Below are 26,154 nucleotides of genomic sequence, written 5' to 3' on the forward strand. Positions count from 1 at the left end.
TATATACCGATATGCGTATGTGTCAAGAACTCGGTCGCGACCCTTCACAGGTCAGGTGTCGGCTAGTCTCGCGGGCGTGGACCCCACGGAAGTCTTCGGATTCGTCACCGGTGCGATCTGCGTGTGGCTCGCGGTCCGCCAGAACGTGTGGACGTTCCCGATCGGGCTCGCCAACAACGCCGCGTTCCTGATCCTGTTCGCCGGCGCCGGCCTCTACGCGAACGCTGCCCTACAGGTCCTCTTCGCCGTGGTCGGGGCGCTCGGCTGGTACTGGTGGACCAGGCGCGGGCCCGACGGCGGAGCGCTCGTGGTGCGACGCACGCCCCGTTGGGCGTGGGTCGCCGTGGTCGGGGCGACGGCGGTCCTCACCGTCGCGGGTCTGTTCGCCCTGTCCGCGTGGACCGATTCCGCCGTCCCGTTCTGGGATTCGCTGACCACGTCGTCCTCCGTGGTCGCGCAGGTGATGCTCGGGCGCAAGTGGCTGGGCAACTGGACCGTATGGCTGGTCACGGACGTCATCCTGATCGGCCTCTACGCCTCGCAAGGGCTGTGGCTGACGGCGGTGCTGTATGTGGTCTACCTCGCGATGTGCGTGATCGGGATGCGCCAGTGGCGCAAGGCGCTCGGCGGTGCGGACGCGGTGGGCAGGGTGGACCCGGCCGGCGTTGACGCCGATGCCGCGGACCCGGACGCCGTGCGCACGGCGCGGGTCGGTCACCCGTGACGCGTCGGTTCCGGCACGGCCTCGTCCTTGGCAAGTTCTACCCGCTGCACGCCGGCCACCTGCACCTGATCCGGACCGCCCTCCGCTCCTGTGACCGGCTCACCGTCGAAGTGCTGGCCTCGTCCGTGGAGTCGATCCCGGCGTCGGTGCGTGCGGACTGGATCCGCGCCGAGGCGCCCCAGGCCCGGGTGGTGCACGCCGTCGACGACGCGCCCGTGGACTACGGCTCGGACGACGCCTGGGACGCCCACCTCGCCGTCATCACCTCCCTGCTCGACGGCCCCGTCGACGCGGTGTTCACCTCGGACGCGTACGGGGTGGAGCTCGCCGACCGTCTGGACGCCCAGTGGGTGCGGGTGGACCCGGCCCGCCAGGACGTGCCGGTCTCGGGGACCGCGGTGCGGGCGGATCCACACCGCCACTGGTGGGCACTGCCGGCCCCGGTACGCGCGTACCTGACCACACGCGTCGTGGTCCTCGGCGCGGAGTCCACCGGCACCACCACCCTGGCCGGGGATCTGACCACCCACTACGGCACGCCGGAGGTGCCCGAGTTCGGGCGCACCTGGAGCGAGTTCCGGCCCGGTGGGCTGACGTCCACCTGGCACTCGAGCGAGTTCGACCTGGTCGCCGCCGAGCAGGCCCGGCTCGAGGACGACGCCGCTGCCCGGACCCCGCGACCGCTGCTCATCGCGGACACCGACGTGCTCGCCACCACGGTCTGGCACGAGCGGTATGTGGGCGCCGCGTCACCCTCGGTGACGGCCCTCGCCGCGCGCCGGCGTCCCGATCTGTACCTGCTCACCGGCGACGAGATCGGCTTCGTCCAGGACGGGCTGCGCGACGGCGAACACCTGCGGCACGCGATGACCGCTCGCTTCCGCGAGGTCCTCGACGGCTCCGGCGTGCCCTGGCATGAACTGCGGGGCTCCCCCACCGATAGGCTCGCGGCCGCCGTCGACCTCATCGACGCCCTCGACCACGGCCGACGCCTGGCCGACCCAGTGCCCCAGGCCGGCACCGACGCGCACCGCGCAGGAAGCAGGACCCGCCGATGAACGAGGCCGAAGCACCCCGGAGCGACGGGGCGGGCACCAGCGCGGGTCCGCCCGCCGCCGTCGGGCAGGGTCTGCGCAGCGACGTTTCCGCCGCCCCCACCCTGCCCACCGCGGGCGGCGAGGACCGGCGCGAACTGAGCGTGGACGACCTGTTCGCCCCGCTCGCGCCGGAGTCGGCAGGGCCCACCGGCCTCGACGAGAAGCTGCGGCAGGCCTACTTCTGGATCGTCAACCACGCGATCATCTCCCCGCACTACGACATCGAGTTCGAACGCCCGGGCGCGGCCGGCCGCTCCTTCGCGCTCGGGGACAGCGCGGCGGAGCTGCGGCTGCCGTCCGCGCAGTCCTACTCGAGCTTCGTGCTGCTGCCGCTGCTCACCTTCGCCGTGCGCGGACGCTGCCTGCTGCTCGGCGGGCCCGGCCGTGGGAAGACCGCGTCCGCGGTGCTGATGGGGATCCTCGCCGGCTACCCGATCCGTGAGGTCCGCCGGGCCATGCAGCACGGCCACCCGCAGCTGACCGTGACGGACATGTTCGGCACGCCGCTGCCGAAGGACCTGATCTCGGCCGACTCCCTCGGCGAGGTGGACGTCGCCTGGCGCACCTGGCTCGGCATGCGGGTGAAGATCGTGGACGAGTACAACCGGATCCCGACGCGCACCCAGTCGGCGCTGCTCACCGTGCTCGCGGACGGCTACGTCGAGGTCTACGACCAGATCTACTCCACCGGCGCCTCCGCCTGGTACCTGACCGCCAACGACGACGCCGGCGGCGGCACCTACCAGGTGGTCGAGGCGCTCAAGGACCGCATCGACGTCGTGGCGCACGCGCTGCCGTTCAACACCCGGTTCCTCGACCAGCTCGTGGACCGCGCCGCGCGACGGCTCCGTCCCGAGGAGCAGGTGCCGGAGGGCATCGTGTTCACCGAGGCCGAACACGACTCCCTCGACGCCGCGATCCGGGCCCTGCCGCTGCCGTCCGACGTGCGCCGCCGGATCGAGTTCTTCGCCGCCCAGCTGGAGTTCCTCGAGCGCGCCGGCGTGCAGTTCGAGTACCGCACGAAGGACACCGCCCGCCTCGCCGGTGCGGACGTGCACCAGATCGCCGCCCAGGACACCGGGCGGGACCGGCTCTCCGACGTCGGCACCTCCGCCCTGAACGGGCTCTCGGTCCGGTCCCTGCAGTCGCTCATCTCCTACTCGAAGGCGATGGCGTTCTTCCGGGGCCGCCCCGAGGTGGGCATCGAGGACGTCCGCGCGGTGCTGCCGTTCGTGCTGCACGACAAGATCAGCCCCGACCTGCGGGCCGGAGTGTTCGACGGAGACGAGGGCGCCCCGCTGCGCACCGACCGGATCTCCTGGCTGCGCGGGATCTTCGACGACGCGTGCGCCCAGTACGACACGCTCGACCGGGACGGCAGCGATGCGGTCGGTGAGATCCTGGACGAGCTGCATGCCGGGCTCGACGGCGTGGATGCCCCGAGCGTGCGGGTGCGGCTGGCCCGGATCGAGCGGGTGCTCGACTCCTGGTCGATGGCTCGCAAGCTCTACGGGCACCTGTACGACGACGCACTCGCGCTGAAGTACGCACACCAGCGCTACACGAACTACCTGACCTGGCTGTCCTCGAACCCGTGAGCGCGACCGAGGTGGCAGCGCAGCCGGGTGGCGCCTGGCGCGCCTGGGCGGTGGGCCGACGCTCCCATGTCGGTGACGTCCTGGCCCGCGCCCAGGCGGCCGGAGCCACCCGGGCGGACCTGCACCGGGCGCTCCAGGGCCTCGGGGTGATGCTCGACGGCGTCGCGACGGCCGGTCTGCCGGCTCGGCGTTTCGACGCCCTCGCCGAGGAGTCGCTGGCCCGCGCCGCCGCGCGCGTGAGCGCGCACCGGTGGCATCCGCACGACCCGACGACCGCGGTGCTGCTCGACTGGGTCCCCCGGCTCGCACCGGCACTCGGCCCGGATCCCGCGGCCGCGCTGACGGACCTGATCACGGCCGTCAGCCGGCTGCGCGGCACCGTCGACGCGGCCCGCTGGCGCGACCTCGTCGGCGCCGCCATGTCGGGTGCGACGGACCCGACCCACCTGCGCGGCGCCGTCACCGTCGCGGCCTGGCGGTGCGGCGCGGTCCAGTGGCGAAGCGCGGCCCTCGGCGCGGCCGTCGACCTGCCCCCGTCCGTGCTCGGTGGTGCGGCGCGGCTGCGCCCTGGCGGGGCGGCCGGCTCGCCGTGGGAAGCCCCCGTGGCCGCCGCCGACACCGACCCCCGGGGCGTGTTGGCCCGGAACGCGCAGGACCCCTGGTGGTGGCCCGGCCTGACGGGGCCGTGGCGGGTCGGCGGCTTCCGCGGGTTCGGAGGGCCGTGGGTCCGGATCCCGGAACTGCTCGGCGGGGACGGGCTGCGCTGGTGGGTGCGTACCCCGTCCGCGCCCGGCGACGGCCCTGCCGGCGCCGAGAACATCGAGCCCGTACAGCCGGAGGGCGACCTCCCGACCTACCGGTACTGGGAGGTCCGCGCCGATGTCCACGGCTCCCGGGCCGTGCCGCGGCCGGCCCCCGCCGGAGGTGACCGGCCCGCCTGGGCCGCGCCCTCGCCGTCGGGCAGCTCCGGCCCATCCAGCACTGTGACCGTGCGAGCCCACGAGCACTCCTACTACCTGCACGTGGAGCGGCGATGAGGGCCGCGGCGCGACAGCAGCTCGCCGCCCGGTGGGACGCGGCGTGGCCGGACGCCCTCGCCGCGTGGGGCGCTCACCTGCGCCTGCGCGGCCCGGAACTGATCGGCGTGACCGACCGGCCGCAGGGCGTGCGGTCCTTCGCCTGGTTCAACCTGCGCGACGTCCGGGTCTCGATCGCCATCGACCTCATCAAACAGATGGGGCTGAGCGACCTACCCACCGAGATCCTCGCCCACGAGGTGGGCCACCACGTGCTCTCGCCGGGCGACCTCGGCACCGCCGCCCGAGTGCTGGTCCGGATGCGGCTGGGCCTCGTGGACCGCGACGACCTCGCCCCCGTGATGGCGAACCTGTGGTCGGACCTGCTCATCAACGACCGTCTGCAGCGCCGGGCCGGTCTGCGCATGGACGAGGTCTGGCGCCGCATCGGCCCGCCGCGTCGCGACGACACCATCATGCGGCTCGTGATGCGGACCGACGAGCTGCTCTGGTCGCAGCCGACCGGATCGCTCGCCGGCCCCGACGTTCCGGACCGCCCCGTCGAGCGGGAGGCGCAGCTGCTCGCCCGAGCGGTCCGCGCCTACGCCGACGACCCGGTCGGCGGCGCGGCGGGCTTCGGAGCACTGGTCCGTCAGCTCGTTCCCGATCCCGAGGAGATGCCGATGCGCACCCTCTGGCGCGTCGTGTGTCATCAGCAGGAGGACGGCGGCGGCATCCCGTCCGGCCTCGCGAGCGACCCGTCGCTCGCGGCGCCGGCCGTGCATCCCAGCCTCGACCCTCGAGTGGTGCCGAACGTGCCGGGGTCCGACGAGCCGGAGGCGTCCGATCAGGCGGACCAGGGCTCCGGTCACGTCACGAACCCACAGCCCCACGGGCTCGAGCCGGCCGCGTACGCGGCGGTACTGCGTCAGCTCGGCCTCGAGTCGGACCCGGTCCGGGCCGCGATCGCCTGGTACACCGAGAACGCCGCACCGCATCTGGTGCCGTTCCCGAGCACCCTCTCCCCCGCCCACCCCGATCCGCTGTTGGCCGGCCTCACCGACTGGGATGTCGGCGAGGACCTCGGCCAGATCGACTGGCCCGGGTCGCTGGTCCGCAGCCCGGTGCCGATCCCGGGGGTGACGTTGCAGCGCCGGGACTACCTCAGCGACGCCGGCACCGAACCGGACCGGTTGCCCGTCGACCTCGACCTGTACCTCGACTCCTCCGGCTCCATCCCCGATCCGCGGCGGCAGCGCTCCCCGCTCGCCCTGGCCGGCGCGATCATGGCCCTCTCGGCGCTGCGCGCCGGGGCCAGGGTGCAGGCGACCACGTGGGCCGGCCCCAACGAGGTCGCCGGCACCGACGGATTCACCGAGAACGCCGACGAGGTGCTGGCCGCCGTCGTGGCCTACTTCGGCGGGAGCACCTCGTTCCCGCTCGAGCACCTGGTCGCCACGCACCTCGGCACCGGTACGCAGGACCGGCCACGCGAGAGCAGTGGGACGGGCCGTCGGTGCCACATCGCCGTCGTCTCCGACTCGGGGATCAACTCCATGTTCATGCGGAACCGGGAGACGACGAGCGAGGCGGCGGACTGCCTCGTGGCCGCCCGCGGTGGCGGCTCCCTGATCCTGAACCTCGGGCAGTCCTCGCGCAAGCAGTATGCCGAGATGGCCGGCGCCTACGACGTCTACACCGTTTCCACCTGGGACGACCTGATCCCGTTCGCCCGGGACTTCGCCGCCCGGGTCTGGGATCTCGAGATTGCGGAGAACAGACGATGAGAGCCGCCTCACGCCCGGCGTCGAACGGGCCGGCCGGGCGCACCGGGACCGCGCCCGGGCCGGCCCTGGCCGACCTCATGCGCGACCTCGCCGCGACGCCGCCGGACGTGTGGGATCCGGGGGTGGACGCCCTGGCGCTGTGGTCGGACACCCTCGCCGACGTCGCCCGCGAACGTCCGGACGGCCGGGACGCCCACGGCCCGGCCGAGCCGCTCGCACCGCTCGCGCAGGGGCCGACCCGCGCCGCCATCGGGATCCTCGCGGCGCTCCTGCACGGTCCCGCCCTGCGTCCGTGGACCGGCTGGTGGGCCTCGGAGCGGCTGACCGAGGCGGCGCAACGGATGGTCGGCACCCTCGCGGCGTACGTGCCGCCGACGCAGTGGGTGGCCGACTCGCGGTCCCGGGAAGAGGCGGCCCGCTTGTTCCTCGAGCTGCTCGGGCTGCGCCCGGCCGGGGAGAGCGAGGCGGTCGCGACGGACCGGCTGACCGCGCTGAGCAGTCCCGCGCTCGCCGCGGCGCTGGCCGAGTTGGCCCAGGAGCAGCGCCGAGCGGCCGAGCTCGCCGCGCAACTGGCGGACAAACGGGCCCGTGAGGCCGCCGCGAGGACCACCTATGTCTGAGGATCCCATGGACACCGCACCTGCTCGAGGACTGCCGCCGCACCACGACGGCGACCCGGTCCTGGGCGAGTACGAGCCGTTCGCGGACACCGCACTCACCGACGCCGAACGCTGGCCGACCCTGACCGGGACCGGCGCGGCGCGGCTGGCCGCGCTGAGGGCGCACCCGCACGCCCCCGCGTGGGTGCACGAGTGCGGCGACCGCCTCGGCGTCGACGACCTCGCCGCGTTGGCGCACCTGCACTCCGAGATCAGCGGGATCGAGCCACCTCGCGCAGGCTCCGCGGCGCCGTCGTGGGTCACCGGCCTGCTCGAGCGGGCCGCCATCACCGTGCCCCGGTACCGGCGGACCTGGCGCGGCGCACCACCGGCGTTCGCGGACGTGCCCACCATCGCCCGGGCCGACCTGGCCGCGGACCTCGCCTCGTTCGTGCCCGTGGACCGTTCCCTCGCTAACGCGTTCACGGGGACGAGCACAGGCAGTACCGGTGCCGCGCTGGTCCTGCCCCAGCACGCCCGCGCGGTGGGCTCGGACCTGATCCAGCTGCGCCGGCTCGTCGCGCTCGCCGACGCCAGCTGGGTCCCGGATCCCGGCCGCCTCGCGGTGCTCAGCGTCGTCTCCCAGGAGACCGCCTTCACGTATGCGAGCCTGCTCTCGGCATTCGAGCAGGCGGGCATGGCCCGCATCAACCTGCACCCCAGCGCCTGGCGCCGGCCCGGCGACCGGGAGGCGTTCCTCGCCGCCATCGACCCGCAGGTGATCACGTCCACGCCGTCGGCGCTCGTGGATCTCGCCGAGATCGAGGTCGCGCTGCACCCGGTCGCCGTCATCAGCGGCGCCAACGCGCTCTCCCCCGCGGCCCGGGACCTGCTCCGTGCCCGCTGGAGCGCACCCGTCATCGACCTGTACGGGCTGATGGAGACCGGGCCGGTCGCCGCCTCGGTCGACGGCGGACCGCACGTCCTGCTCCCACGTGAGCACCACGTCGAGGTGCTCGACGCGCACGGACGAGGCGTCGCCGCCGGGCAGCGCGGCGAGATCGTGGTGACCTCAGCGGAGAACCCGTACCTGCCGCTGCTGCGGTACCGCACCGGTGATCACGCGACCCTCACCGAGGACGGCGCCCTGGCCGACCTCGAGGGCCGGACCCCGGTGCGGTTCGCGGCCTCCGACGGCACCTGGGTGGACGCCGTCGGCCTGACCCAGGTGCTCCAGGCCCACGGCACGCTCGCGTGGCACCTGCACCAGGGCGCCGATGGCACGCTCGGTCTGCGGGCCGTCGGCGGCGACGAGGAGCCGGCCCTGCGCAGCATCGAGCGCCTGCTCGGGCGCCGCCCACGCAGCGTGCGCCTGGCCCGGCCCGCCGACCTCGGCCCGGGAAAACCTCGCCGCTTCAGCTCCGACCTTCCCGGCGCCACGCCGTAGTGCGTCGATCAGGCGTACCTTCGCCCACGTGAGCACTCCACCCACGCAGCCCCCCGCGCCGGCCGTACCCGACCATCCGGCAGCGCCTCCCGTCATCGTCGTCGTCACGATCGCCGAGCGGCGCGCCGCCCTCGAGTCCGAGTTCACCAGCCGGTACGCGCGGGACTACGACGTGCGCACCGTGGTCGAGGGCCCGGCGGCCAAGGCCATGCTCGTCCAGCTCGTCACCGGTGGCCGGGACGTCGCCCTGGTGGGCGTCGACCACGGCGTCAGCGGCGACGCGCTGATGCTGATGGACGCGCTCCGGCTCAAGACCCCACGCAGCCGCCGGATCATCCTTGCCGCGCCGGAGGCGTTCTTCACAGGGCTGGCCGGGCTGCGCGCCGCCCTGGCGCAGGGGCGCATCGACAGCTACCTGATGATCCCGCAGGGCCCGCGCGACGAGGAGTTCCACAGCGCCATCTCGGACTTCCTCTCGGACTGGGCCTGGTCCTCCCGGGCACCCGAGGTCACCCAGGTCTCCATCGTGGATGACGGTCGGTCCGGCGAGGTCCCGGGCATCCGCGACTTCCTCGACCGGATGGGTCTGGCGTACGCCCGGTTCTCCCCGGACAGCGAGGTCGGCCGCCGCCTGCGCGCGGCGGTGGGTCCGGACGCGGCGCTGCCGATCGTCGAGAGCCTCGGCCGCCCACCACTGGCCGGGGCGACCCAGCGGTCGGTGGCCAGCGCGTTCTACGGCACCCCGGACGACCTCGGGCCCGATCACATCGCCGACCTCCTCATCGTCGGTGCCGGTCCGGCCGGCCTCGCGGCCGCCGTCTACGGGGCCTCCGAGGCGCTGAACACCGTGGTCCTGGAGGCCGACGCCGTCGGCGGACAGGCCGGCACGAGCTCGATGATCCGCAACTACCTGGGCTTTCCCCGCGGCATCTCCGGCATGCGTCTCGCACTGCGCGCCCGGGTCCAGGCCACCCGGTTCGGCGCCCGGATCTTCACCGGACGCAACGCGATCGGCCTGCGCCCGGCCGCGGCACCGGGTCAGCCGCACGTCGTGGAGCACGAGGACGGCGAACTGCGGGCGAGGGCGGTCCTGATCGCATGCGGGGTCAGCTACCGCCGCCTCGGCGTACCCGACATCGAGTCCCTCATCGGCCGCGGCGTCTACTACGGCGCCGCCTCGAGCGTGGCCCGGGACATGGCGGGCAAGGACGTCTTCGTCGTGGGCGGGGGAAACTCCGCGGGGCAGGCGGCGCTGCACCTGGCCAGGTTCGCCCGCAGCGTCACCATCGTGGTGCGCCGGGACGGCCTGGCCGCGACGATGTCCGCCTACCTGATCAACGAGATCGGGACCCACCGCCGGATCTCGGTGCGGACCGGCTCACGGGTGGTCGACGGCGGTGGTTCCGGGTATCTGGAGTGGCTCGCCCTGGCGGGCGCCGGCAGCGAGCCCGAGCGGGTGCCCGCGGACGGGTTGTTCCTCCTGCTCGGCGCGGATCCCGGGTGCGGCTGGCTGCCGCCGGAGGTGGTCCGGGACGCCAGGGGTTTCGTCCTGACCGGTCGTGACGTGCCCACCGACCGCTGGAGCGACGGACTCCCACCCGCCCCGCTGGAGACCACGGTGCCGGGAGTCTTCGCGGCCGGGGACGTGCGCGACGGGTCGATGAAGCGGGTCGCGGCCGCCAGCGGTGAGGGCGCGTCCGCCGTCGCCCAGGTGCACACCCACCTCGCGCTCTGAACCGGGTGTGAGGGGGGCCACACTCCGGGATGCGGCGTAGACGTGCACGGAAAGGCCGCTTTCCCGTAACATCGCTTCTAGCGCAGGTCCCCACGCGGGTCGGCCCGACCGTCGATTATGACGTCGGCTCTCCTGTCCGTCGCCGCATCCGGGACGCCACGCCTCTCGAGAGTTCGGGCCAATGGTCCGGGCCTCGACCTTTCCAGGAGGATCATGCCGTCGAACGGCCGTCGCCGTACCTCGGGTCGCAACGGGACCCGTTCTGCCCGCCAGAACGACCCAGCGCCCCTGCTTCCCATCCTCGCCCGCCGGGTGCGCGAGGTGGAGGCGAAGTCCGCCAACGGCAAGGTGGGGCCGACGAACCGCACCAAGTTCCAGGTGATCGCGCTCCTGGTCCGCTCCGAGCGGGCCCGCATCAAGGCGGACGAGTCGCTCTCGGGCGGCACCCGCACCGAGCTGATGAAGCGCCTCGACGGCGTCGCCACCATCCTCGCGCGCACCGCCGCCCAGGACACCTCCCTGCTGTCGCTGCTCGAGCCGAACGGGACGCCGTCGGCCGCCACCCAGCGGATGCGCCTGGACTGGCTGCTCGAGTCCGGTGCCGAGCTCAGCGAGGAGGAACGCCAGATCAAGGCTCCGGAGCAGCGCCGCGAAGAGGTCGTGCCCGAGCAGCTCGCCGCCAAGCAGGTCGTGCCCGTCGCCGTGCGCGCGAGGGTCCGCGCGAACCCGTTCCTCGAGCCGGACCTGTCCCGGCCCGCCGACCCCGAGCCGGTCGGCTACCTGTCCGGCTGGGATCTGATCGACCCGCTGTACCGGGCCTTCGAGCAGGGCGCCGGCGGTGGCGCCGCCAGCATGGACCTGCCGCCGGTCCCGAAGATCGACCGGTTCTCCCCGCCCGGGCTCGAACTGATGCCGCACCAGATCCAGCTGCTGGAGAGCGTGCGCCGCGGCCACCGCACCTTCCTGCTGGCCGACGAGCCGGGGCTCGGCAAGACCGCCCAGGCAGTGATCGCGGCCTCCGTCGCGGACGCCTACCCGATGCTGGCCGTGGTCCCGAACGTCGTGAAGATCAATTGGTCCCGCGAAGTGGAGCGGTGGACCCCGCAGCGCCGGGTCACCGTGATCCACGGTGACGGCCGGGACATGGACGCGTTCGCCGACGTGTTCGTGGTGAACTACGCGATCCTGGACCGGCACCTGTCCTGGCTGTCCAACCTCGGGTTCCGCTCGATGGTCGTGGACGAGGCCCACTTCATCAAGAACCTCACCTCCCAGCGTTCCCAGCACGTGCTGTCCCTCGCCAAGCGGATCCGCGACCGCGAGCCCACCCACAACCCACTGCTGATGGCGCTCACCGGTACCCCGTTGATCAACGACGTCGAGGATTTCAACGCGATCTGGCAGTTCCTCGGCTGGACCGACGGCCAGCAGCCGTCCCCGCGGCTGACCCGCCGGCTCGAGGCCACCGGGCTGACCCCCGCGGATCGCGGCTTCTACCCCCAGGCCCGCGCCGCCGTCATCGACATGGGCATCGTGCGCCGCACCAAGGCCGCCGTCGCGAAGGACCTTCCCGCGAAGCGGGTGGCGGATCTTCCGGTGGAACTGGACGGCGAGATCGGCCGCTCGATCCGCGCGGCCGAGCACGAGCTCGGTCAGCGCCTCGTGAACCGGTATCTGCGCATGCTCGAGGCCCGCGAGGGTGGCATCCCGAACAACCACGAGCCGGACCTGGAGCTCATGCGGCGGGTGGCGCAGGCCGAGCTGGACTCGACCTCGCCGACCGCCGACGGCGACAACGTGTTCACGATGGTGCGCAAGATCGGGCAGGCCAAGGCCACCCTCGCCGCGGACTACGCCGCGCAGCTGGTGCACTCGGTCGGCAAGGTCGTCTTCTTCGCCAAGCACATCGACGTCATGAACACCGCCGAGCGGATGCTCGCCGACGCGGGCCTGCGCACGGTGTCGATCCGTGGCGATCAGACCACCACTCAGCGACAGGCCGCCATCGACGCCTTCCAGAAGGACCCCGACGTGTCCGTCGCGGTGTGCTCACTGCTCGCTGCCGGCGTCGGCCTCAACCTGCACGCCTCCTCCAACGTGGTCCTCGCCGAGCTCTCCTGGACCGCGGCCGAGCAGGACCAGGCGATCGACCGGGTGCACCGGATCGGTCAGGAGGAGCCGGTCACCGCCTGGCGGATCCTCGCCGCGCACACGATCGACACCAAGATCGCCGAGCTCATCGACGCCAAGCAGAGCCTGGCCGCCCGTGCCCTGGACGGCAGCGACGAGGAGATCGTCAGCAGCGACTCGGTCCAGCTCGACGCCCTCGTGCACCTGATGGTGCAGGCCCTGGAGGGCTGACCGCCCGCCGGGCAGAGGTCCCCATCGGGCCTCCGACTGCGCGCGAGCGCCGGAGCGTACCCTCGTGATCATGGGCGTCTCGACGATCTCGCCACCCACCCCCGCCACGATCCGTCGGAGCGCGGGTGTCGCGGGTCTGCTCGCCGCGGCGCTGACCCTGACGGTGGGTCACCTGGTGGCCGCGATCATCGACCCGGACGCCTCCCCGTTCATCGCCCTCGGGGGTGCCGTCGTGGACGCCACGCCCGCCTGGCTCAAGGACTTCGCGGCTTCCACGTTCGGGACCGCGGACAAGGCGGTGTTGTTCGGCTGCATGGCCCTGGTGGCCGCGGCGCTCGCCTACGGTATCGGCCTCCTCGCGGTGAGACACCCGACGGCGGCCGCGCTCGCCGTGGTCGTCCTCGCCGGAGTCTGTGGCGTGGCCGCCATGGGCCGGGCCGGTACCGGGATGCTCGCCTGGTTGCCGGCGCTGGTCGGCGCGGGCGCCGGTGTCATCGCGCTGCGCGCGATGGTCGAGACGCTCAACGGTCCCCGCGAGGACCCCGGCGACGACCTCGACGACTCGTCCCGGGACGCCGTCGGGCCCGACCGGCGCTCGTTCATGCGGTCGGCGACCGTGGTCGGCGTCGTCGCGGCGGCGTCCGCGCTCACGGGCGTGATCGTCACGGCGGCCAGGTCCACCGCCTCCAGGGCCCGCGACCTGCTCCAGCTGCCGGCCCCCGCGACGCCCGCGCCGCCGCTGCCGGACGGCGTGCAGTCCGCCACCGAGGGCGTCGAGCCGTTCGTCACCCCGAACGATGACTTCTACCGCATCGACACCGCGCTGATCGTGCCGAACGTGGATCCCGCGACGTGGACGGTCCGGGTGCACGGGCTCGTCGAGAACGAGGTCGAGCTGAACCTGGACGACCTCCTCGCGCGGGACCTCATCGAGACCCATGTGACGCTCACGTGCGTGTCCAACCCGGTGGGCGGCGACCTGGTGGGCAACGCGCTCTGGCTCGGACTACCGATCCGGGAGGTCCTCGCCGAGGCGGTGCCGCTGCCGGAGGCGGACATGGTGCTGTCCCGCAGCATCGACGGCTTCACCGCGTCCACCCCGATCGAGGTGCTCACCGACGACCGCGACGCGATCTTCGCCGTCGGGATGAACGGCGAGCCGCTGCCCACCGAGCACGGGTTCCCGGTCCGGATGGTGGTGCCGGGACTCTACGGCTACGTCTCGGCCACGAAGTGGGTCGTCGAGCTCGAGGTGACCCGGTTCGCGGATGCGAGCGCCTACTGGACCGACCGCGGCTGGTCCGAGCGCGGGCCGATCAAGACCGCTTCCCGCATCTCGGTCCCGCGTCCGAGTGCCCACGTGAGCGCCGGGGACGTGGCCGTCGGCGGGGCCGCCTGGGCCCAGCACAGAGGCATCGCGAAGGTGGAGCTCCAGGTCGACGAGGGTCCGTGGGAGGAGGCGACGCTGGCCGACGAGGCGAGTGTGGACACCTGGCGCCAGTGGTCCTGGACCTGGACCGATGCCCAGCCCGGCCAGCACACGCTGCGCTCCCGGGCCTACGACCCGGACGGCGTGCAGACCTCGACGGTCGAGGGCGTGATCCCCGACGGCGCCACCGGCTGGCACACCATCTACGTGTACGTCGACTGAGCCCAGCCGCCGTCACGCGCGGATCGTGGCGAGATGGCACTCTTGGGCATATGCAACAGACCTGGCCAGGACATCCCTACCCGCTGGGTGCCACCTACGACGGCACGGGCACGAACTTCGCGCTGTACTCCTCCGTCGCGGAGCGGGTCGAACTGTGTCTGATCGACGACGACGGGAACGAGACCCGCTGCGAGGTCACCGAGACGGACGCGTACGTGTGGCACGTCTACCTGCCCACGGTGCAGCCCGGGCAGCGGTACGGCTACCGGGTGCACGGCCCGTACGACCCTGATCGTGGCCACCGCTGCAACCCGTACAAGCTCCTGCTGGACCCCTACGCAAAGGCGATCGACGGCCAGATCGACGGCGACGAGGCCCTGTTCGCGTACCGCTTCGACGATCCCGACTTCCAGACCGTCGTCAACGACGACGACTCGCTTCCGCACACGATGACCTCGGTCGTGACGAACCCGTTCTTCGACTGGGGCCACGACCGGCCGCCGGACCGGGAGTACCACGACAGCGTTATCTACGAGGCGCACGTCAAGGGCATGACGATGCTGCACCCAGACGTGCCGGACGAGATCCGCGGCACGTACGCCGCGCTCGCGCACCCGTCGGTGGTCTCCCACCTGGTGGACCTCGGCGTGACCGCGATCGAGCTCATGCCCGTGCACCAGTTCGTCCAGGACCCCCCGCTCACGGAGAAGGGCCTGAGCAACTACTGGGGTTACAACACGATCGGCTACTTCGCCCCACACAACGGCTACTCCGCGTTCGGCACCCGGGGCGAGCAGGTGCTCGAGTTCAAGAGCCTGGTCAAGGCCATGCACGCCGCGGGCATAGAGGTCATCCTCGACGTGGTCTACAACCACACCGCCGAGGGCAACCACCTGGGCCCGACGCTGTCCTTCCGCGGGATCGACAACGCCTCCTACTACCGGCTCGTCGACGACGACAAGCGGCACTACTTCGACACCACCGGCACCGGCAACTCGCTGCTGATGCGATCCCCGCACGTGCTCCAGATGATCATGGACTCGCTGCGGTACTGGATCACAGACATGCACGTGGACGGGTTCCGGTTCGACCTCGCGGCCACGTTGGCCCGGCAGTTCCACGAGGTCGACCGGCTGTCCTCGTTCTTCGACATCATCCAGCAGGACCCGGTGATCTCCCAGGTCAAGCTGATCGCCGAGCCCTGGGACCTCGGCTCCGGCGGGTACCAGGTGGGTGGCTTCCCACCGCTGTGGACGGAGTGGAACGGCAAGTACCGGGACACCGTGCGCGACTTCTGGCGCGGCGAGCCGGCCACCCTCGGCGAGTTCGCCAGCCGGATCACCGGATCCTCGGACCTGTACGAGCAGACCGGGCGCACCCCGATCGCGTCGATCAACTTCGTCACGGCCCACGACGGTTTCACCCTGCGAGACCTGGTCTCCTACAACGACAAGCACAACGATGCCAACGGCGAGGACGGCCAGGACGGCGAGAGCCACAACCGGTCCTGGAACTGCGGCGTCGAGGGCCCGACGGACGACGCGGAGGTGAACGCGCTGCGGGCACGTCAGCAGCGCAACTTCCTGACCACCCTGCTGCTGTCCCAAGGGGTGCCGATGATCGCCCACGGAGATGAGATGGGCCGCACCCAGGACGGCAACAACAACACCTACGCCCAGGACAACGAACTGGCCTGGGTGCACTGGGACCTCGACGAGGAACAGAACGCGCTGCTCGCGTTCACGCGCCGCCTGATCTCCTTCCGTGCGGACCACCCGGTGATCCGCCGTCGCCGGTTCTTCAACGGCTCGACGTCCCCGGCGAACGGCCTGCCGGAACTGCCCGATCTGGCCTGGTTCGAGCCGAACGGCACCGTGATGGGCTCCGACGCCTGGAACACCGCGTTCGCCCGGTCGGTCGCGGTCTTCCTCAACGGTGAGGCCATCGAGGAGCCGGACGTGCGCGGGCGCCGCGTCACCGACGACTCCCTCTACCTGCTCATCAACGCCGACGCCGACGACATCGAGTTCAGCCTTCCGGACGCCGACTTCGGCGCCGCGTGGAGCCCGGTGCTCAGCACCGACTCCGAGCAGGGGCTCGGCGCCGCCTACGGACCGGGCGAGCAGGTCGCCGTGACCGCCCGCAGCATCGTCATCCTCGCTCGCCTGAGTGCGGCGGAGACCGAGAGCGCCCTGTCCGCCCCGTCACCCGCGGCCGCCGAGACTCCCCCGACCACCACAAGCCGCACGCCCGGAGGCCGCACGCAGTGACCGACCGCACCCATGGATTCGCCCGCCGCACCCCGATCTCGACCTATCGCCTGCAACTCGGCCCGGACCTCGGGTTCGACGCCGCCGCCACCAAGGTGGGCTACCTGAGTGACCTCGGTGTCACCGACCTCTACCTGTCCCCCGTGCTCGCCGCCGCACCCGGGTCCACGCACGGCTACGACGTGATCGACCACAGCCGGCTGTCCGACGTGCTGGGTGGCCGGCCGGCGTTCGAGCGGCTCGTCGACGCCGCCCGGGCCCATGACCTCGGCATCATCGTCGACGTGGTACCCAACCACATGGCCGTGCCGACCCCGGCCAGCCTCAACCAGGTGCTCTGGTCGGTGCTCGCGCAGGGGCCGGAGTCGCCGTACGCGTCCTGGTTCGACGTGGATCTCGGCGACGGTGCGCAGGTGCTGATGCCCGTCCTCGGGCGCCGGCTGGGCGCCGCGATGGCCGACGGCGAACTGACCGTGTCCCGCCTGGACGAGCCCGAGTCCGGCATCAGCGCGGACGAGCCCGTCCTGTGCTACTTCGAGCACCGGTTCCCGATCCGGCCCGGCACGGAGCATCTGCCGCTCGCCGAACTGCTCGAACGCCAGCACTACCGGCTCGCCTACTGGCGGGTCGCGGACGAGGAGCTGAACTACCGCAGGTTCTTCGACGTCGGCTCCCTGGTGGCCATCCGGGTGGAACGTCCGGAGGTGTTCGATGCCACGCACGCCCTGCTCCTCGAGCTCTTCGACGCGGGTCTCGTGGACGGTTTCCGCATCGACCACCCGGACGGTCTGGCGGATCCGCGCGGCTACTTCCGGCGCCTGGACGAGCGCACCGGCGGTGCCTGGACCGTCGCCGAGAAGATCCTCGAGGCGGAGGAGACGCTGCCGGCGGACTGGCCGACCGCCGGGACCACCGGGTACGACGCCGCGTGGCGGATCGGCCAGGTCCTCATCGACCCGTCCGGTGCGGGGCCGCTCGGCGCCGTGCTGACCGAGCTCACGGGCGACTCGGTCGGCACCCTGCCGCAACTGACCGAGGCGGCCAAGCGGGAGATCGCCACCGGCCCGCTGTACGCGGAGGTGCATCGCCTCTCGTCGCTGATCGCGGACCTCTGCCACGACGACGTCCGGCTCCGGGACCACACCCTGCGCGCGATCACCGACTGCGTCACCGAGCTCGTGGTGGCCTGCGACCGGTACCGCGCCTACGTGGTCCCCGGCGAGGTGGCTCCGGGTGCCAGCGAGATCCTCGTCCGCGAGTGGGCGCACGTGGCCGCGACCCGGCTGGAGCCGGACCGTGCGGAGACCCTTGAGGTCGTGGTCGACCTCGTCCTCGGCCGCGAGGTCGGCAGCGCCGGACGCCACCATGAGGCACGCCGCAACGAGGTGATCGTCCGGTTCCAGCAGGTCTGTGGGGCCGTGGTGGCCAAGGGCGTCGAGGACACCGCGTTCTACCGGTGGACGCACCTGACCGCGCTGTGCGAGGTCGGTGGTGCGCCGCAGACGTTCGCCATCGACGGCGACGAGCTGCACGCCTGGGCAGCGACCACCCAGCTGCAACGGCCGGCCACCATGACCACCGGGTCCACGCACGACAACAAGCGCGGCGAGGACGTCCGTGCCCGGATCGGCGTTCTGTCCGAACTGTCCGGGCCCTGGCAGCAGGCCGTGACCAACCTGCGCGCCACCACCGCGCAGGTCCGGCCCGCCGACCTCGACGGCCGCACCGAGAACCTGCTCTGGCAGACACTGGCCGGCACGTGGACCGCCGACGGCCCGATCACGGCGGACCGGCTCTCCAGGTACCTCGTCAAGGCCGCCCGGGAGGCGAAGACCTGGACCAGTTGGACCTCTCCCGACACCGCCGGCGAGGAGGCGCTGGCGACCTTCGTGGCCGCGCTCGGTGAGGACCCGGGCGTGGCGCGGATCCTCACCGAGTGGGTCCGCCTCACCGCCGAGCCGGTCCGGGCCGCGACGCTCGCGACCAAGGCACTTCAGCTCACCCTGCCCGGGGTCGCGGACACCTATCAAGGCGCCGAGTCAACATTGGTTGCCCTCGTCGATCCGGACAACCGGGGACCGGTCGACCACGAACCGCTCGCCCGCGAGCTCAAGCGGCTCGACGGCGGCGCGTCGCCCCGGGATCTGGCCGCCGAGAAGCTCCGGCTCACCGCCGCCGTGCTGCGCCTGCGGCGCCGCCGGCCGGACGCGTTCGCCGGCGGGTTGGCCGGCTATGAGCCGTTGCCGACGTCCACCGGGCACGCGGTCGCGTTCGCCCGCACGGCCGACGGCGTCCCGGCCGTGGTCACGGTCGTCACCAGGCTGTCGGTGGGCCTGTCCGCCGGTGGCGGGTGGGGGGCGAGGACCGTGGTGCTGCCCGAGGGGTCCTGGCGGGACGTGCTGACCGGCGCCGAGCACGACGGCGGCTCGGTGGACCTGGCGGTACTCCTCGCCGACTCCCCCGTGGCGGTCCTGGAGGCCGCGGAGTGAGCGGGACCGGCACGGGCCAGCCAGAGGCGGCCGGCGCCGCACCACTACGGGTCTGGGCGCCGGGGGCGCGCGACGTCACCGCCGACCTGGGTGACCGGCTCGTGCCCCTGCGGGCCGTGGACGGTGGCTGGTGGGAGTCGCCGGGGCGGGTCGCGCCCGGCACCGACTACGCCTTCCGGCTCGACGGCGCCGACCCGCTCCCCGATCCGCGCAGCCCGTGGCAGCCGCACGGGGTGCACGCGCCCTCACGCACGTTCGACACGGGCGCACATGTCTGGACCGACGCCGGCTGGCCCGGCATCGACGTGCGCGGCGCGCTGCTCTACGAACTGCACGTCGGCACGTTCACCGGCGAGGGCACCCTGGACGCGGCGCTGACCCGGCTCGGCGACCTCGTCGACCTCGGGGTCGAGGTCGTCCAGCTGATGCCGGTGGCGGCGTTCCCGGGCCGGGCCGGCTGGGGCTACGACGGCGTGGACCTGTTCGCCGTGCACGAGGCCTACGGCGGGCCGGCCGCACTGCAGCGGTTCGTCGACGGCGCCCATGGCCTCGGCCTCGGCGTGGCTCTCGACGTCGTCTACAACCACCTGGGCCCGTCCGGGAACTACCTGAGCCGGTACGGCCCCTACTTCACCGACCGCCATGAGACACCGTGGGGCGAGGCGCTGAACCTCGACGGCGCCGGCTCGACCGAGGTGCGTGCGTTCGTCATCGACAACGCGCTGCGGTGGCTACGCGACTTCCATCTCGACGCCCTGCGCCTCGACGCCGTACACGCCCTGGTGGACGACTCCCCGGTGCACCTGCTCGCCGAACTGGCCACCGCCGTCGGGCATTGTGCCGACGACCTCGGCAGGCCGCTCGGCCTGATCGCCGAGTCGGATCTCAACGACGTCGCCATGGTCACCCCCGTGGCCGAGGGCGGCTTCGGCATGACCGCGCAGTGGGACGACGACGTGCATCACGCCATCCACGCGTTCCTGACCGGCGAGCGTCACGGCTACTACGCCGACTTCGGGTCCTACGAGACGCTCGCCAAGGCGCTCACGGAGGTGTTCGTGCACAACGGCGCGTTCTCCTCGTTCCGCGGCCGGGTGTGGGGTGCGCCGGTGCCCGGTGACGTGAGCGGCCACGCGTTCGTGGTGTCGACCACCACCCACGACCAGGTGGGCAACCGGGGTCGGGGCGACCGACCGGCCGCGAGCCTGAGCGAGGGGCGGCAGGCGATCTCCGCGGCGCTGCTGCTGACGACCGGGTTCACGCCGATGCTGTTCATGGGCGAGGAGTGGTCCGCGAGCTCGCCGTGGATGTTCTTCACCGACCACGCCGAGCCGGAGCTCGCGCAGTCGATCCGGGAGGGCAGGGCCCGCGAGTTCGGTGCGCACGGCTGGGCGGAGCTGTACGGCGACGGGATCCAGCCCCCGGATCCGCAGGACCCGGCCACCGTCACGGCGTCCACCCTGGACCGGGACGAGCGCCGGCATGGTCACCACGCGCGCATCCTGGCGTTCTACCGCGACCTGATCGCGCTCCGGGCACGGACGCCGGACCTGCGCAGCGGAGACCGTCGCGCCACCACGGTGGACCACGACGCCGACGCGCAGTGGCTACGGATCCGGCGGGGCTCGGTCGTGATCGCGATCAACGTCGGGCCGACCGAACACGTGGTGCCGCTGACCGAGACCGGCGGCCTGCGGGTGCTGCTCGGCTGGGACGACCTCCGCCAGGACGCGCTCACGGCCGACGGCGTGCGGCTGCCGGCCGAGAGTGTGGCCGTGCTGGGCTGACCGGCACCGGCGAGCCCGGGCGTGGATCAGTCCGTGACCGTGCGCAGGTGCCGCAACAGGCCCTCGGTGAGGTCGACGTCGACGGCGCACGCGACGCCGTCGAGCGTGGTGACGGGGACCACCAGCCGGACGCTCGAGGTGAGCCAGAGACCGTCCGCGCCCGCCAGCTCGGCCACGCCGAGACGGCGTTCGCTGGTTCGCAGACCCCGGCCGGCGAAGAAGTCGAAGGCGCGCGCCTGGGTGGTCCCGGCGAGGATCGCCTGGTCGGTGGGCGGCGTGATGACCTCGTCGCCGATGCGCACCAGGACGTTCGCGGTGGGCCCTTCGAGAACGGCGCCGTCGGAGCTGACGAAGATCACGTCGTCGGCGTCGCGGCTGCGCGCATGCCGCAGCGCGGCCATGTTGATGGCATAGGAGAGGGTCTTGGCGCCCTGCAGCAGCCAGGGCGCGCGCTGGGCGATGTCCGCCGGGAAGCCCCGGTCGAGGGTGATCACCCGAACACCGTCGCGCCGGGCGGTGCTCGTGTCGGGCGCCGCGCTGAGCCGCACCCAGCCCGTGGCCACGCCGGTGCCCTCCACGCCGCGGGTGAGCACGGTCTTGGCGCCGGCCTCCGCTGCGAGCGTGCCCGCCGAGCGCGCGGCCTCGACTGCTGCCAGGACCGCCTCGCGCCAGACTTCCAGGCGCGGCGCCGGCAGGTCGAGCTGCGCCGCGGACCGTGCGAACCGGAGCAGGTGGGCATCGAGGGCCTGCGGGTGTCCGTCGATCACCCCGATCGTCTCGAACACCCCGTCCCCGCGGACGGCGCCGAGGTCGTTGACGTCCAGGTGCGGCACGGTCGGGTCGGCCAGGGCGAAGCCCGGCCCGGCGATCGGCTCGCCCTCGGTGGGAGCACTGACCAGGACGAGCACGGATTCTGTCGACACAGCCGAAAGCATAGGCGCGGCGATCTCGAGAACGCAGTGCCGCCGTCGTCCAGTCCTTCGGCGACCAGCCGAAGCCGCGAACGTTTTCTGACACGTGGCTGTGATCGATCTCATCGATCGCATGGTTAGGTAAGGCTTCGCTAACCCCTAGGGTGAGAGTGTCCCGCCGAGCACAGCTCGGTCACCTTCCCGACATCACGCGCCGAAGGACTGATCCATGTCATCCCGTCCCACCCTCACCCATGCCCCCAGCAGCCGACGAGCCACCCGCGGCTTCGTGGCCGCCCTGGCCGCCGCCTCCGTGCTCGCCCTCGCGGCCTGTGGCGGGGAGGCCACCGCCGACGACGAGACGGCCGCGGAGGACGCCACCACCGCTGAGGCCACGTCCGTGGTGGTCGAGGACAACAACGGCACCCAGACGATCGACCTGCCGCTCGAGTCGGTCGTCGCGACCGACAACCGCACGTTCGAGACCCTCTCGGACTGGGGCATCGAGCTGTCCGCCGCGGCTGTTTCGCTGATGCCGGACACCATCGCGTACACCCAGGACGAGACGATCATCGACCTCGGCAATCACCGCGAGCCCGACCTCGAGGCCGTCGTCGCCGTCGCGCCCGACCTGATCATCAACGGCCAGCGGTTCGCCCAGTACCACGACGACTTCGTGGACCTGGCCCCGGACGCCGTCATCCTCGAGCTCGACCCGCGTGACGGCGAGCCGTTCGACTCCGAGCTGCGGCGCCAGATCACGGTGCTCGGTGAGGTCTTCGGTCACCAGGACGACGCCGAGCAGCTGATCGCCGACTTCGACGCCGCGATCGCGCGCGTCGAGGCCGCGTACTCCCCGGACAGCACCGTGATGGCCGTGAACACCTCCGGCGGCGAGATCGGCTACATCGCACCCGGCGTCGGCCGCGCCCTCGGCCCTCTGTTCGACATCTTCGGCTTCACCCCGGCCCTCGAGGTGCCCGAGGGCACCGATGACCACGAGGGTGACGACATCTCGGTCGAGGCCATCGCGGACTCCAACCCCGACTGGATCCTCGTGATGGACCGCGACGCCGCCGTCGCCGCGGACGACCCTGCCTACGTGCCCGGCGCGGAGATCCTTGAGGGTTCCGAGGCGCTGGCGAACGTCACCGCCATCACCGAGGGCAACATCGTCTACATGCCGGCGGACACCTACACGAACGAGGGCATCCAGACCTACACGGAGTTCCTCAACGCGCTCGCCGACGCCCTCGAGGGCAACGCCTGAGCCTGGCCACGTGACCACCACCCTCTCCACAGCGACGCCGAGTCGCGCCGAGGGCCGCCTCTTCGACTGGAGGCTGCTGCTGGGCGTGCTCGGCGTCGCCGTGCTGCTGGTCGTCTCCTTGTTCACCGGGCAGTTCGACATCCTCGGTGACCCGGACGGCGCCCGCATGTTCGCCATCACGCGGATCCCGAGGACCCTCGCGCTGGTGCTCGCCGGGGCCGCGATGTCCATGTGCGGGCTCGTGATGCAGCTGCTCACGCAGAACCGGTTCGTCGAGCCGACCACCACCGGCACCACCGAGTGGGCCGGCCTCGGCCTGCTCGGTGTGATGGTGCTGTTCCCGGGCGCGAGCATCGCGGCCCGGATGGGCGGGGCGGTCTTGGCCGCGTTCGTCGGGACGTTCGTGTTCTTCCTGTTCCTGCGCCGGGTCTCGCTGAAGTCCTCGCTGATCGTGCCGATCGTCGGGATCATGTTCGGCGCGGTGGTCGGCTCGGTGTCCACCTTCATCGCGCTGCAGACGGACATGCTGCAGAGCCTCGGCATCTGGTTCGCCGGGAGCTTCACCTCGGTCATGCGCGGCCAGTACGAGGCGCTCTGGATCGTGGCGGTCGTGGTGGTCGCGGTCTTCCTCGTCGCGGACAGGTTCACGGTGGCCGGCCTCGGCAAGGAGGTCGCCACGAACGTCGGCCTGAACTACGACCGGGTCATCATGCTCGGGACGGGGCTCATCGCCATCGCGACCGGCGTCGTCACCGTGGTGGTGGGGAACCTGCCGTTCCTCGGCCTGATCGTGCCGAACATCGTCTCGATGTTCCGGGGCGACGACCTACGCAGCAACCTGCCCTGGGTGTGTCTGCTCGGGATCGCGATCGTGACGGTGTGCGACCTGGTCGGGCGGACCATCATCGCGCCGTTCGAGGTGCCGGTCTCGCTCATCCTCGGCGTCGTGGGTGCCATCGTGTTCATCGCGCTCCTGCTGCGGCAGCGACGTCATGGCTGAGGCGACGATCGCCCGGCCGGCCGCCGAGCGCCGCACCCCGCCGGTGCGCCGGCGGACGTCGGGAGCCTTCCCGAACGCCCGCGCGCGCCGCCGCTACTGGATCGTGCTCGCCGTCCTCATCGTGCTCGCCGTCGGGTTCGGCTTCGGCCTGCTCGCATGGGACAACCCGCTGCCGGTCGGATCCGACGGGTTCTGGCGGATCGCCCAGATGCGCGCGACGTCCGTCCTGGTCATGGCGATCGTCGCGGTCTGCCAGGCGACGGCGACCGTGAGCTTCCAGACGGCCACGAACAACCGGATCATCACGCCGTCGATCATGGGCTTCGAATCCCTCTACATCGCCATCCAGACGTCCGCGATCTACTTCCTCGGCGTCACCGGGCTGGTCGCGCTGACCGGACTCCCCCAGTTCGTGCTGCAGGTGGCGGTCATGGTCGGCCTGTCCCTGCTGCTGTACGGGTGGCTGCTCTCGGGGCGGTACGGGAACCTTCAGATCATGCTGCTGATCGGCATCATCATCGGCGGCGGGCTCGGGTCGATCTCGACGTTCATGCAGCGCCTGCTCACCCCGAGCGACTTCGACATCCTCACCGCGCGCCTGTTCGGCTCCGTCTCGAATGCGGACCCGGACTACTTCCCGGTGGCGATCCCGTTGTGCGTCGTGGCCTCGGTCGCGCTGTGGCTGCGGTCCCGACGGCTGAACGTCCTCACGCTCGGCCGCGAGGCGACGATCAACCTCGGACTGAACCACAAGGCCGAGATCATGAAGGTGCTGTTTCTCGTGTCCCTGCTGATGGCCACGTCGACGGCGTTGGTCGGGCCGATGACGTTCCTCGGCTTCCTCGTGGCTACTCTCGCCTACCAGTTCGCCGGCTCCGCCGACCATCGGCACATCTTCCCGGTCGCGGTGCTCACCGGCTTCGTGGTGCTGGCCGGCGCGTACTTCATCATGAAGAACGTCTTCTACGCCCAGGGCGTGGTCTCGATCATCATCGAGCTCGTCGGCGGGTCGGTGTTCCTCTTCGTCATCCTCAGGAAGGGCCGGCTGTGATCACCCTGACCAACGTACGCAAGAGCTATGGCGACGAGGTGACGATCGGTCCGGTCGACCTGCAGATCCCGACGGGTGGCATCACGGCGCTGGTTGGCCCCAACGGGGCGGGCAAGTCGACCCTGCTCACGATGATCGGGCGGCTGATGGGCATGGACGAGGGTGCGATCGAGATCGCGGGCTTCGACGTCGCGTCCACCGCGTCGAAGGACCTCGCCAGGATCGTGTCGATCCTGCGGCAGGATAACCACTTCATCACGCGGCTGACGGTGCGACAGCTGGTCGGCTTCGGGCGGTTCCCGTACTCCAAGGGCCGGCTGACGCAGCACTGCGAGGACACGATCAGCAAGGCGATCGACTTCCTCGAGCTGACGGACCTGGAGCACCGGTACCTCGACCAGCTCTCCGGCGGGCAGCGCCAGCGTGCCTATGTGGCGATGGTGCTCTGCCAGGAGACCGATCACGTGCTGCTCGACGAGCCCTTGAACAACCTCGACATGAAGCACTCGGTGCAGATGATGCGGCACCTGAAGCGTGCCGCGACCGAGCTCGGCCGGACGATCATCGTGGTGCTGCACGACATCAACTTCGCCGGGACGTACTCCGACCACATCTGCGCGGTCAAGGACGGGCGGGTGGTCGAGTTCGGCACACCGGAGGTGATCATGACCGATGAGGTCCTGACCCGGGTGTTCGACACCGAGGTGCAGGTCATCGACGGGCCGAACGGGGCGCTGGCGGTGTATTACTGAGCCCGTCGGCCGAGCCCGGCGACGGAGCCCGGCGACGGAGCCCGGCCGCCCACCGCCGGTGTCGGATGCGCCGCCGACGCCTACTCGTTCGCCGTAACCGGGCGCGCTACGGTGGCGGTCATGGCGACCCTGTTCACCCGAATCATCGACGGCGACATCCCCGGCCGGTTCGTCTGGGCCGATGCGATCTGTGTCGCGTTCCTGACGATCGAACCGCGCCAGCTCGGACACACGATGGTGGTCCCGCGAGCCGAGGTCGACCAGTGGGTCGACCTCCCGGCGGACGTGGCCGCGCACGTCTTCGCGGTCGCGCAGACGATCGGCGTGGCGCAACGGAGCGCGTTCGACGCGCAGCGGATCGGTGTGCTGATCGAGGGCTACGAGGTCCCCCACGCCCACGTGCATGTGTGGCCGAGCCGGTCCCCGGCGGATTTCGACCTGCGCAGTGTCATGCGCGACATCCCCGACGCGGACGCCGATCGGGCGGCTGCGACGCTCCGGGAGCAGCTCCGGCGCGACGGGCACGCCGAGTTCGTACCCGAGCACTGACCTCTGCGGGTGCTGAGAAGGAGCCAAGTCTGTATCCACACCCCAGAACCCGATGTCGTA

The 26,154-nt window shown here is 71.8% G+C and carries 19 protein-coding genes; 18 read left to right on the forward strand and 1 reads right to left on the reverse strand.

Features of this window, described 5'->3' with window-relative positions; translation table 11 throughout:
* Positions 1-76 precede the first annotated feature (76 nt).
* The 13 genes from pnuC to treZ all read left to right on the forward strand — a co-directional run bounded on the left by pnuC (position 77) and on the right by treZ (position 20,561).
* Entirely contained in the window at positions 77-724 is a 648-nt protein-coding gene (gene pnuC, locus GKS42_RS13515) for a nicotinamide riboside transporter PnuC (protein ID WP_154794293.1), read from the forward strand.
* The gene (locus tag GKS42_RS13520; protein WP_154794294.1) at positions 721-1,782 is read left to right on the forward strand and encodes an AAA family ATPase; all 1,062 of its coding nucleotides are present in this window, start codon (positions 721-723) and stop codon (positions 1,780-1,782) included. The genes pnuC and GKS42_RS13520 overlap by 4 nt, the downstream gene beginning before the upstream one ends.
* Positions 1,779-3,419, forward strand: a complete 1,641-nt coding sequence (locus GKS42_RS13525; RefSeq protein ID WP_154794295.1) for a MoxR family ATPase — start codon at positions 1,779-1,781, stop codon at positions 3,417-3,419. Before GKS42_RS13520 ends, GKS42_RS13525 begins: the two co-directional genes overlap by 4 nt.
* A complete protein-coding gene (locus tag GKS42_RS13530) occupies positions 3,416-4,456 on the forward strand; it encodes a serine/threonine-protein kinase (protein ID WP_154794296.1) in 1,041 nt (346 codons plus the stop codon). The genes GKS42_RS13525 and GKS42_RS13530 overlap by 4 nt, the downstream gene beginning before the upstream one ends.
* Entirely contained in the window at positions 4,453-6,222 is a 1,770-nt protein-coding gene (locus GKS42_RS13535) for a hypothetical protein (RefSeq protein ID WP_154794297.1), read from the forward strand. The genes GKS42_RS13530 and GKS42_RS13535 overlap by 4 nt, the downstream gene beginning before the upstream one ends.
* Entirely contained in the window at positions 6,219-6,842 is a 624-nt protein-coding gene (locus GKS42_RS13540) for a hypothetical protein (protein ID WP_154794298.1), read from the forward strand. Before GKS42_RS13535 ends, GKS42_RS13540 begins: the two co-directional genes overlap by 4 nt.
* Positions 6,843-6,849: 7 nt before the next feature.
* The gene (locus tag GKS42_RS26535; protein WP_232847654.1) at positions 6,850-8,268 is read left to right on the forward strand and encodes an AMP-binding protein; all 1,419 of its coding nucleotides are present in this window, start codon (positions 6,850-6,852) and stop codon (positions 8,266-8,268) included.
* 28 nt (positions 8,269-8,296) lie between these two features.
* Positions 8,297-10,003 carry an NAD(P)/FAD-dependent oxidoreductase gene (locus GKS42_RS13550; protein ID WP_232847655.1) on the forward strand — a complete coding sequence of 569 codons (1,707 nt, stop codon included), beginning with the start codon at positions 8,297-8,299 and terminating at the stop codon, positions 10,001-10,003.
* 213 nt (positions 10,004-10,216) lie between these two features.
* Positions 10,217-12,364 carry a DEAD/DEAH box helicase gene (locus GKS42_RS13555; RefSeq protein WP_154794301.1) on the forward strand — a complete coding sequence of 716 codons (2,148 nt, stop codon included), beginning with the start codon at positions 10,217-10,219 and terminating at the stop codon, positions 12,362-12,364.
* Positions 12,365-12,434: 70 nt separating this feature from the next.
* Positions 12,435-14,015, forward strand: coding sequence for a molybdopterin-dependent oxidoreductase (locus GKS42_RS13560; RefSeq protein ID WP_154794302.1), 1,581 nt, complete (start codon positions 12,435-12,437; stop codon positions 14,013-14,015).
* A gap of 50 nt (positions 14,016-14,065) precedes the next feature.
* A complete protein-coding gene (gene glgX / locus GKS42_RS13565) occupies positions 14,066-16,285 on the forward strand; it encodes a glycogen debranching protein GlgX (RefSeq protein WP_154794303.1) in 2,220 nt (739 codons plus the stop codon).
* A complete protein-coding gene (treY, locus tag GKS42_RS13570; RefSeq protein ID WP_154794304.1) occupies positions 16,282-18,774 on the forward strand; it encodes a malto-oligosyltrehalose synthase in 2,493 nt (830 codons plus the stop codon). Before glgX ends, treY begins: the two co-directional genes overlap by 4 nt.
* A complete protein-coding gene (gene treZ / locus GKS42_RS13575) occupies positions 18,771-20,561 on the forward strand; it encodes a malto-oligosyltrehalose trehalohydrolase (RefSeq protein ID WP_154794305.1) in 1,791 nt (596 codons plus the stop codon). The genes treY and treZ overlap by 4 nt, the downstream gene beginning before the upstream one ends.
* A gap of 26 nt (positions 20,562-20,587) precedes the next feature.
* Here treZ and GKS42_RS13580 read toward each other — a convergent pair whose 3' ends face one another.
* Positions 20,588-21,484, reverse strand: a complete 897-nt coding sequence (locus GKS42_RS13580; protein WP_232847656.1) for an aminodeoxychorismate lyase — start codon at positions 21,482-21,484, stop codon at positions 20,588-20,590.
* A 217-nt stretch (positions 21,485-21,701) separates the two neighbouring features.
* Between GKS42_RS13580 and GKS42_RS13585 the strand changes: the two genes are divergently transcribed.
* The 5 genes from GKS42_RS13585 to GKS42_RS13605 all read left to right on the forward strand — a co-directional run bounded on the left by GKS42_RS13585 (position 21,702) and on the right by GKS42_RS13605 (position 26,094).
* Positions 21,702-22,742: a siderophore ABC transporter substrate-binding protein gene (locus GKS42_RS13585; protein WP_154794307.1), complete on the forward strand. Its 1,041-nt coding sequence runs from the start codon at positions 21,702-21,704 to the stop codon at positions 22,740-22,742.
* 10 nt (positions 22,743-22,752) lie between these two features.
* Positions 22,753-23,742, forward strand: coding sequence for an ABC transporter permease (locus GKS42_RS13590; RefSeq protein ID WP_154794308.1), 990 nt, complete (start codon positions 22,753-22,755; stop codon positions 23,740-23,742).
* Positions 23,735-24,793, forward strand: coding sequence for an iron chelate uptake ABC transporter family permease subunit (locus GKS42_RS13595; RefSeq protein ID WP_154794309.1), 1,059 nt, complete (start codon positions 23,735-23,737; stop codon positions 24,791-24,793). The genes GKS42_RS13590 and GKS42_RS13595 overlap by 8 nt, the downstream gene beginning before the upstream one ends.
* Complete coding sequence (locus tag GKS42_RS13600; RefSeq protein WP_154794310.1) at positions 24,790-25,545, forward strand: iron ABC transporter ATP-binding protein; 756 nt, start codon at positions 24,790-24,792, stop codon at positions 25,543-25,545. Before GKS42_RS13595 ends, GKS42_RS13600 begins: the two co-directional genes overlap by 4 nt.
* Before the next feature lie 120 nt (positions 25,546-25,665).
* Complete coding sequence (locus GKS42_RS13605) at positions 25,666-26,094, forward strand: HIT family protein (RefSeq protein WP_154794311.1); 429 nt, start codon at positions 25,666-25,668, stop codon at positions 26,092-26,094.
* The last annotated feature ends 60 nt before the right edge of the window (positions 26,095-26,154 follow it).

The organism is Occultella kanbiaonis (assembly GCF_009708215.1).
GTDB classification, from domain to species: Bacteria; Actinomycetota; Actinomycetes; order Actinomycetales; family Beutenbergiaceae; genus Occultella; species Occultella kanbiaonis.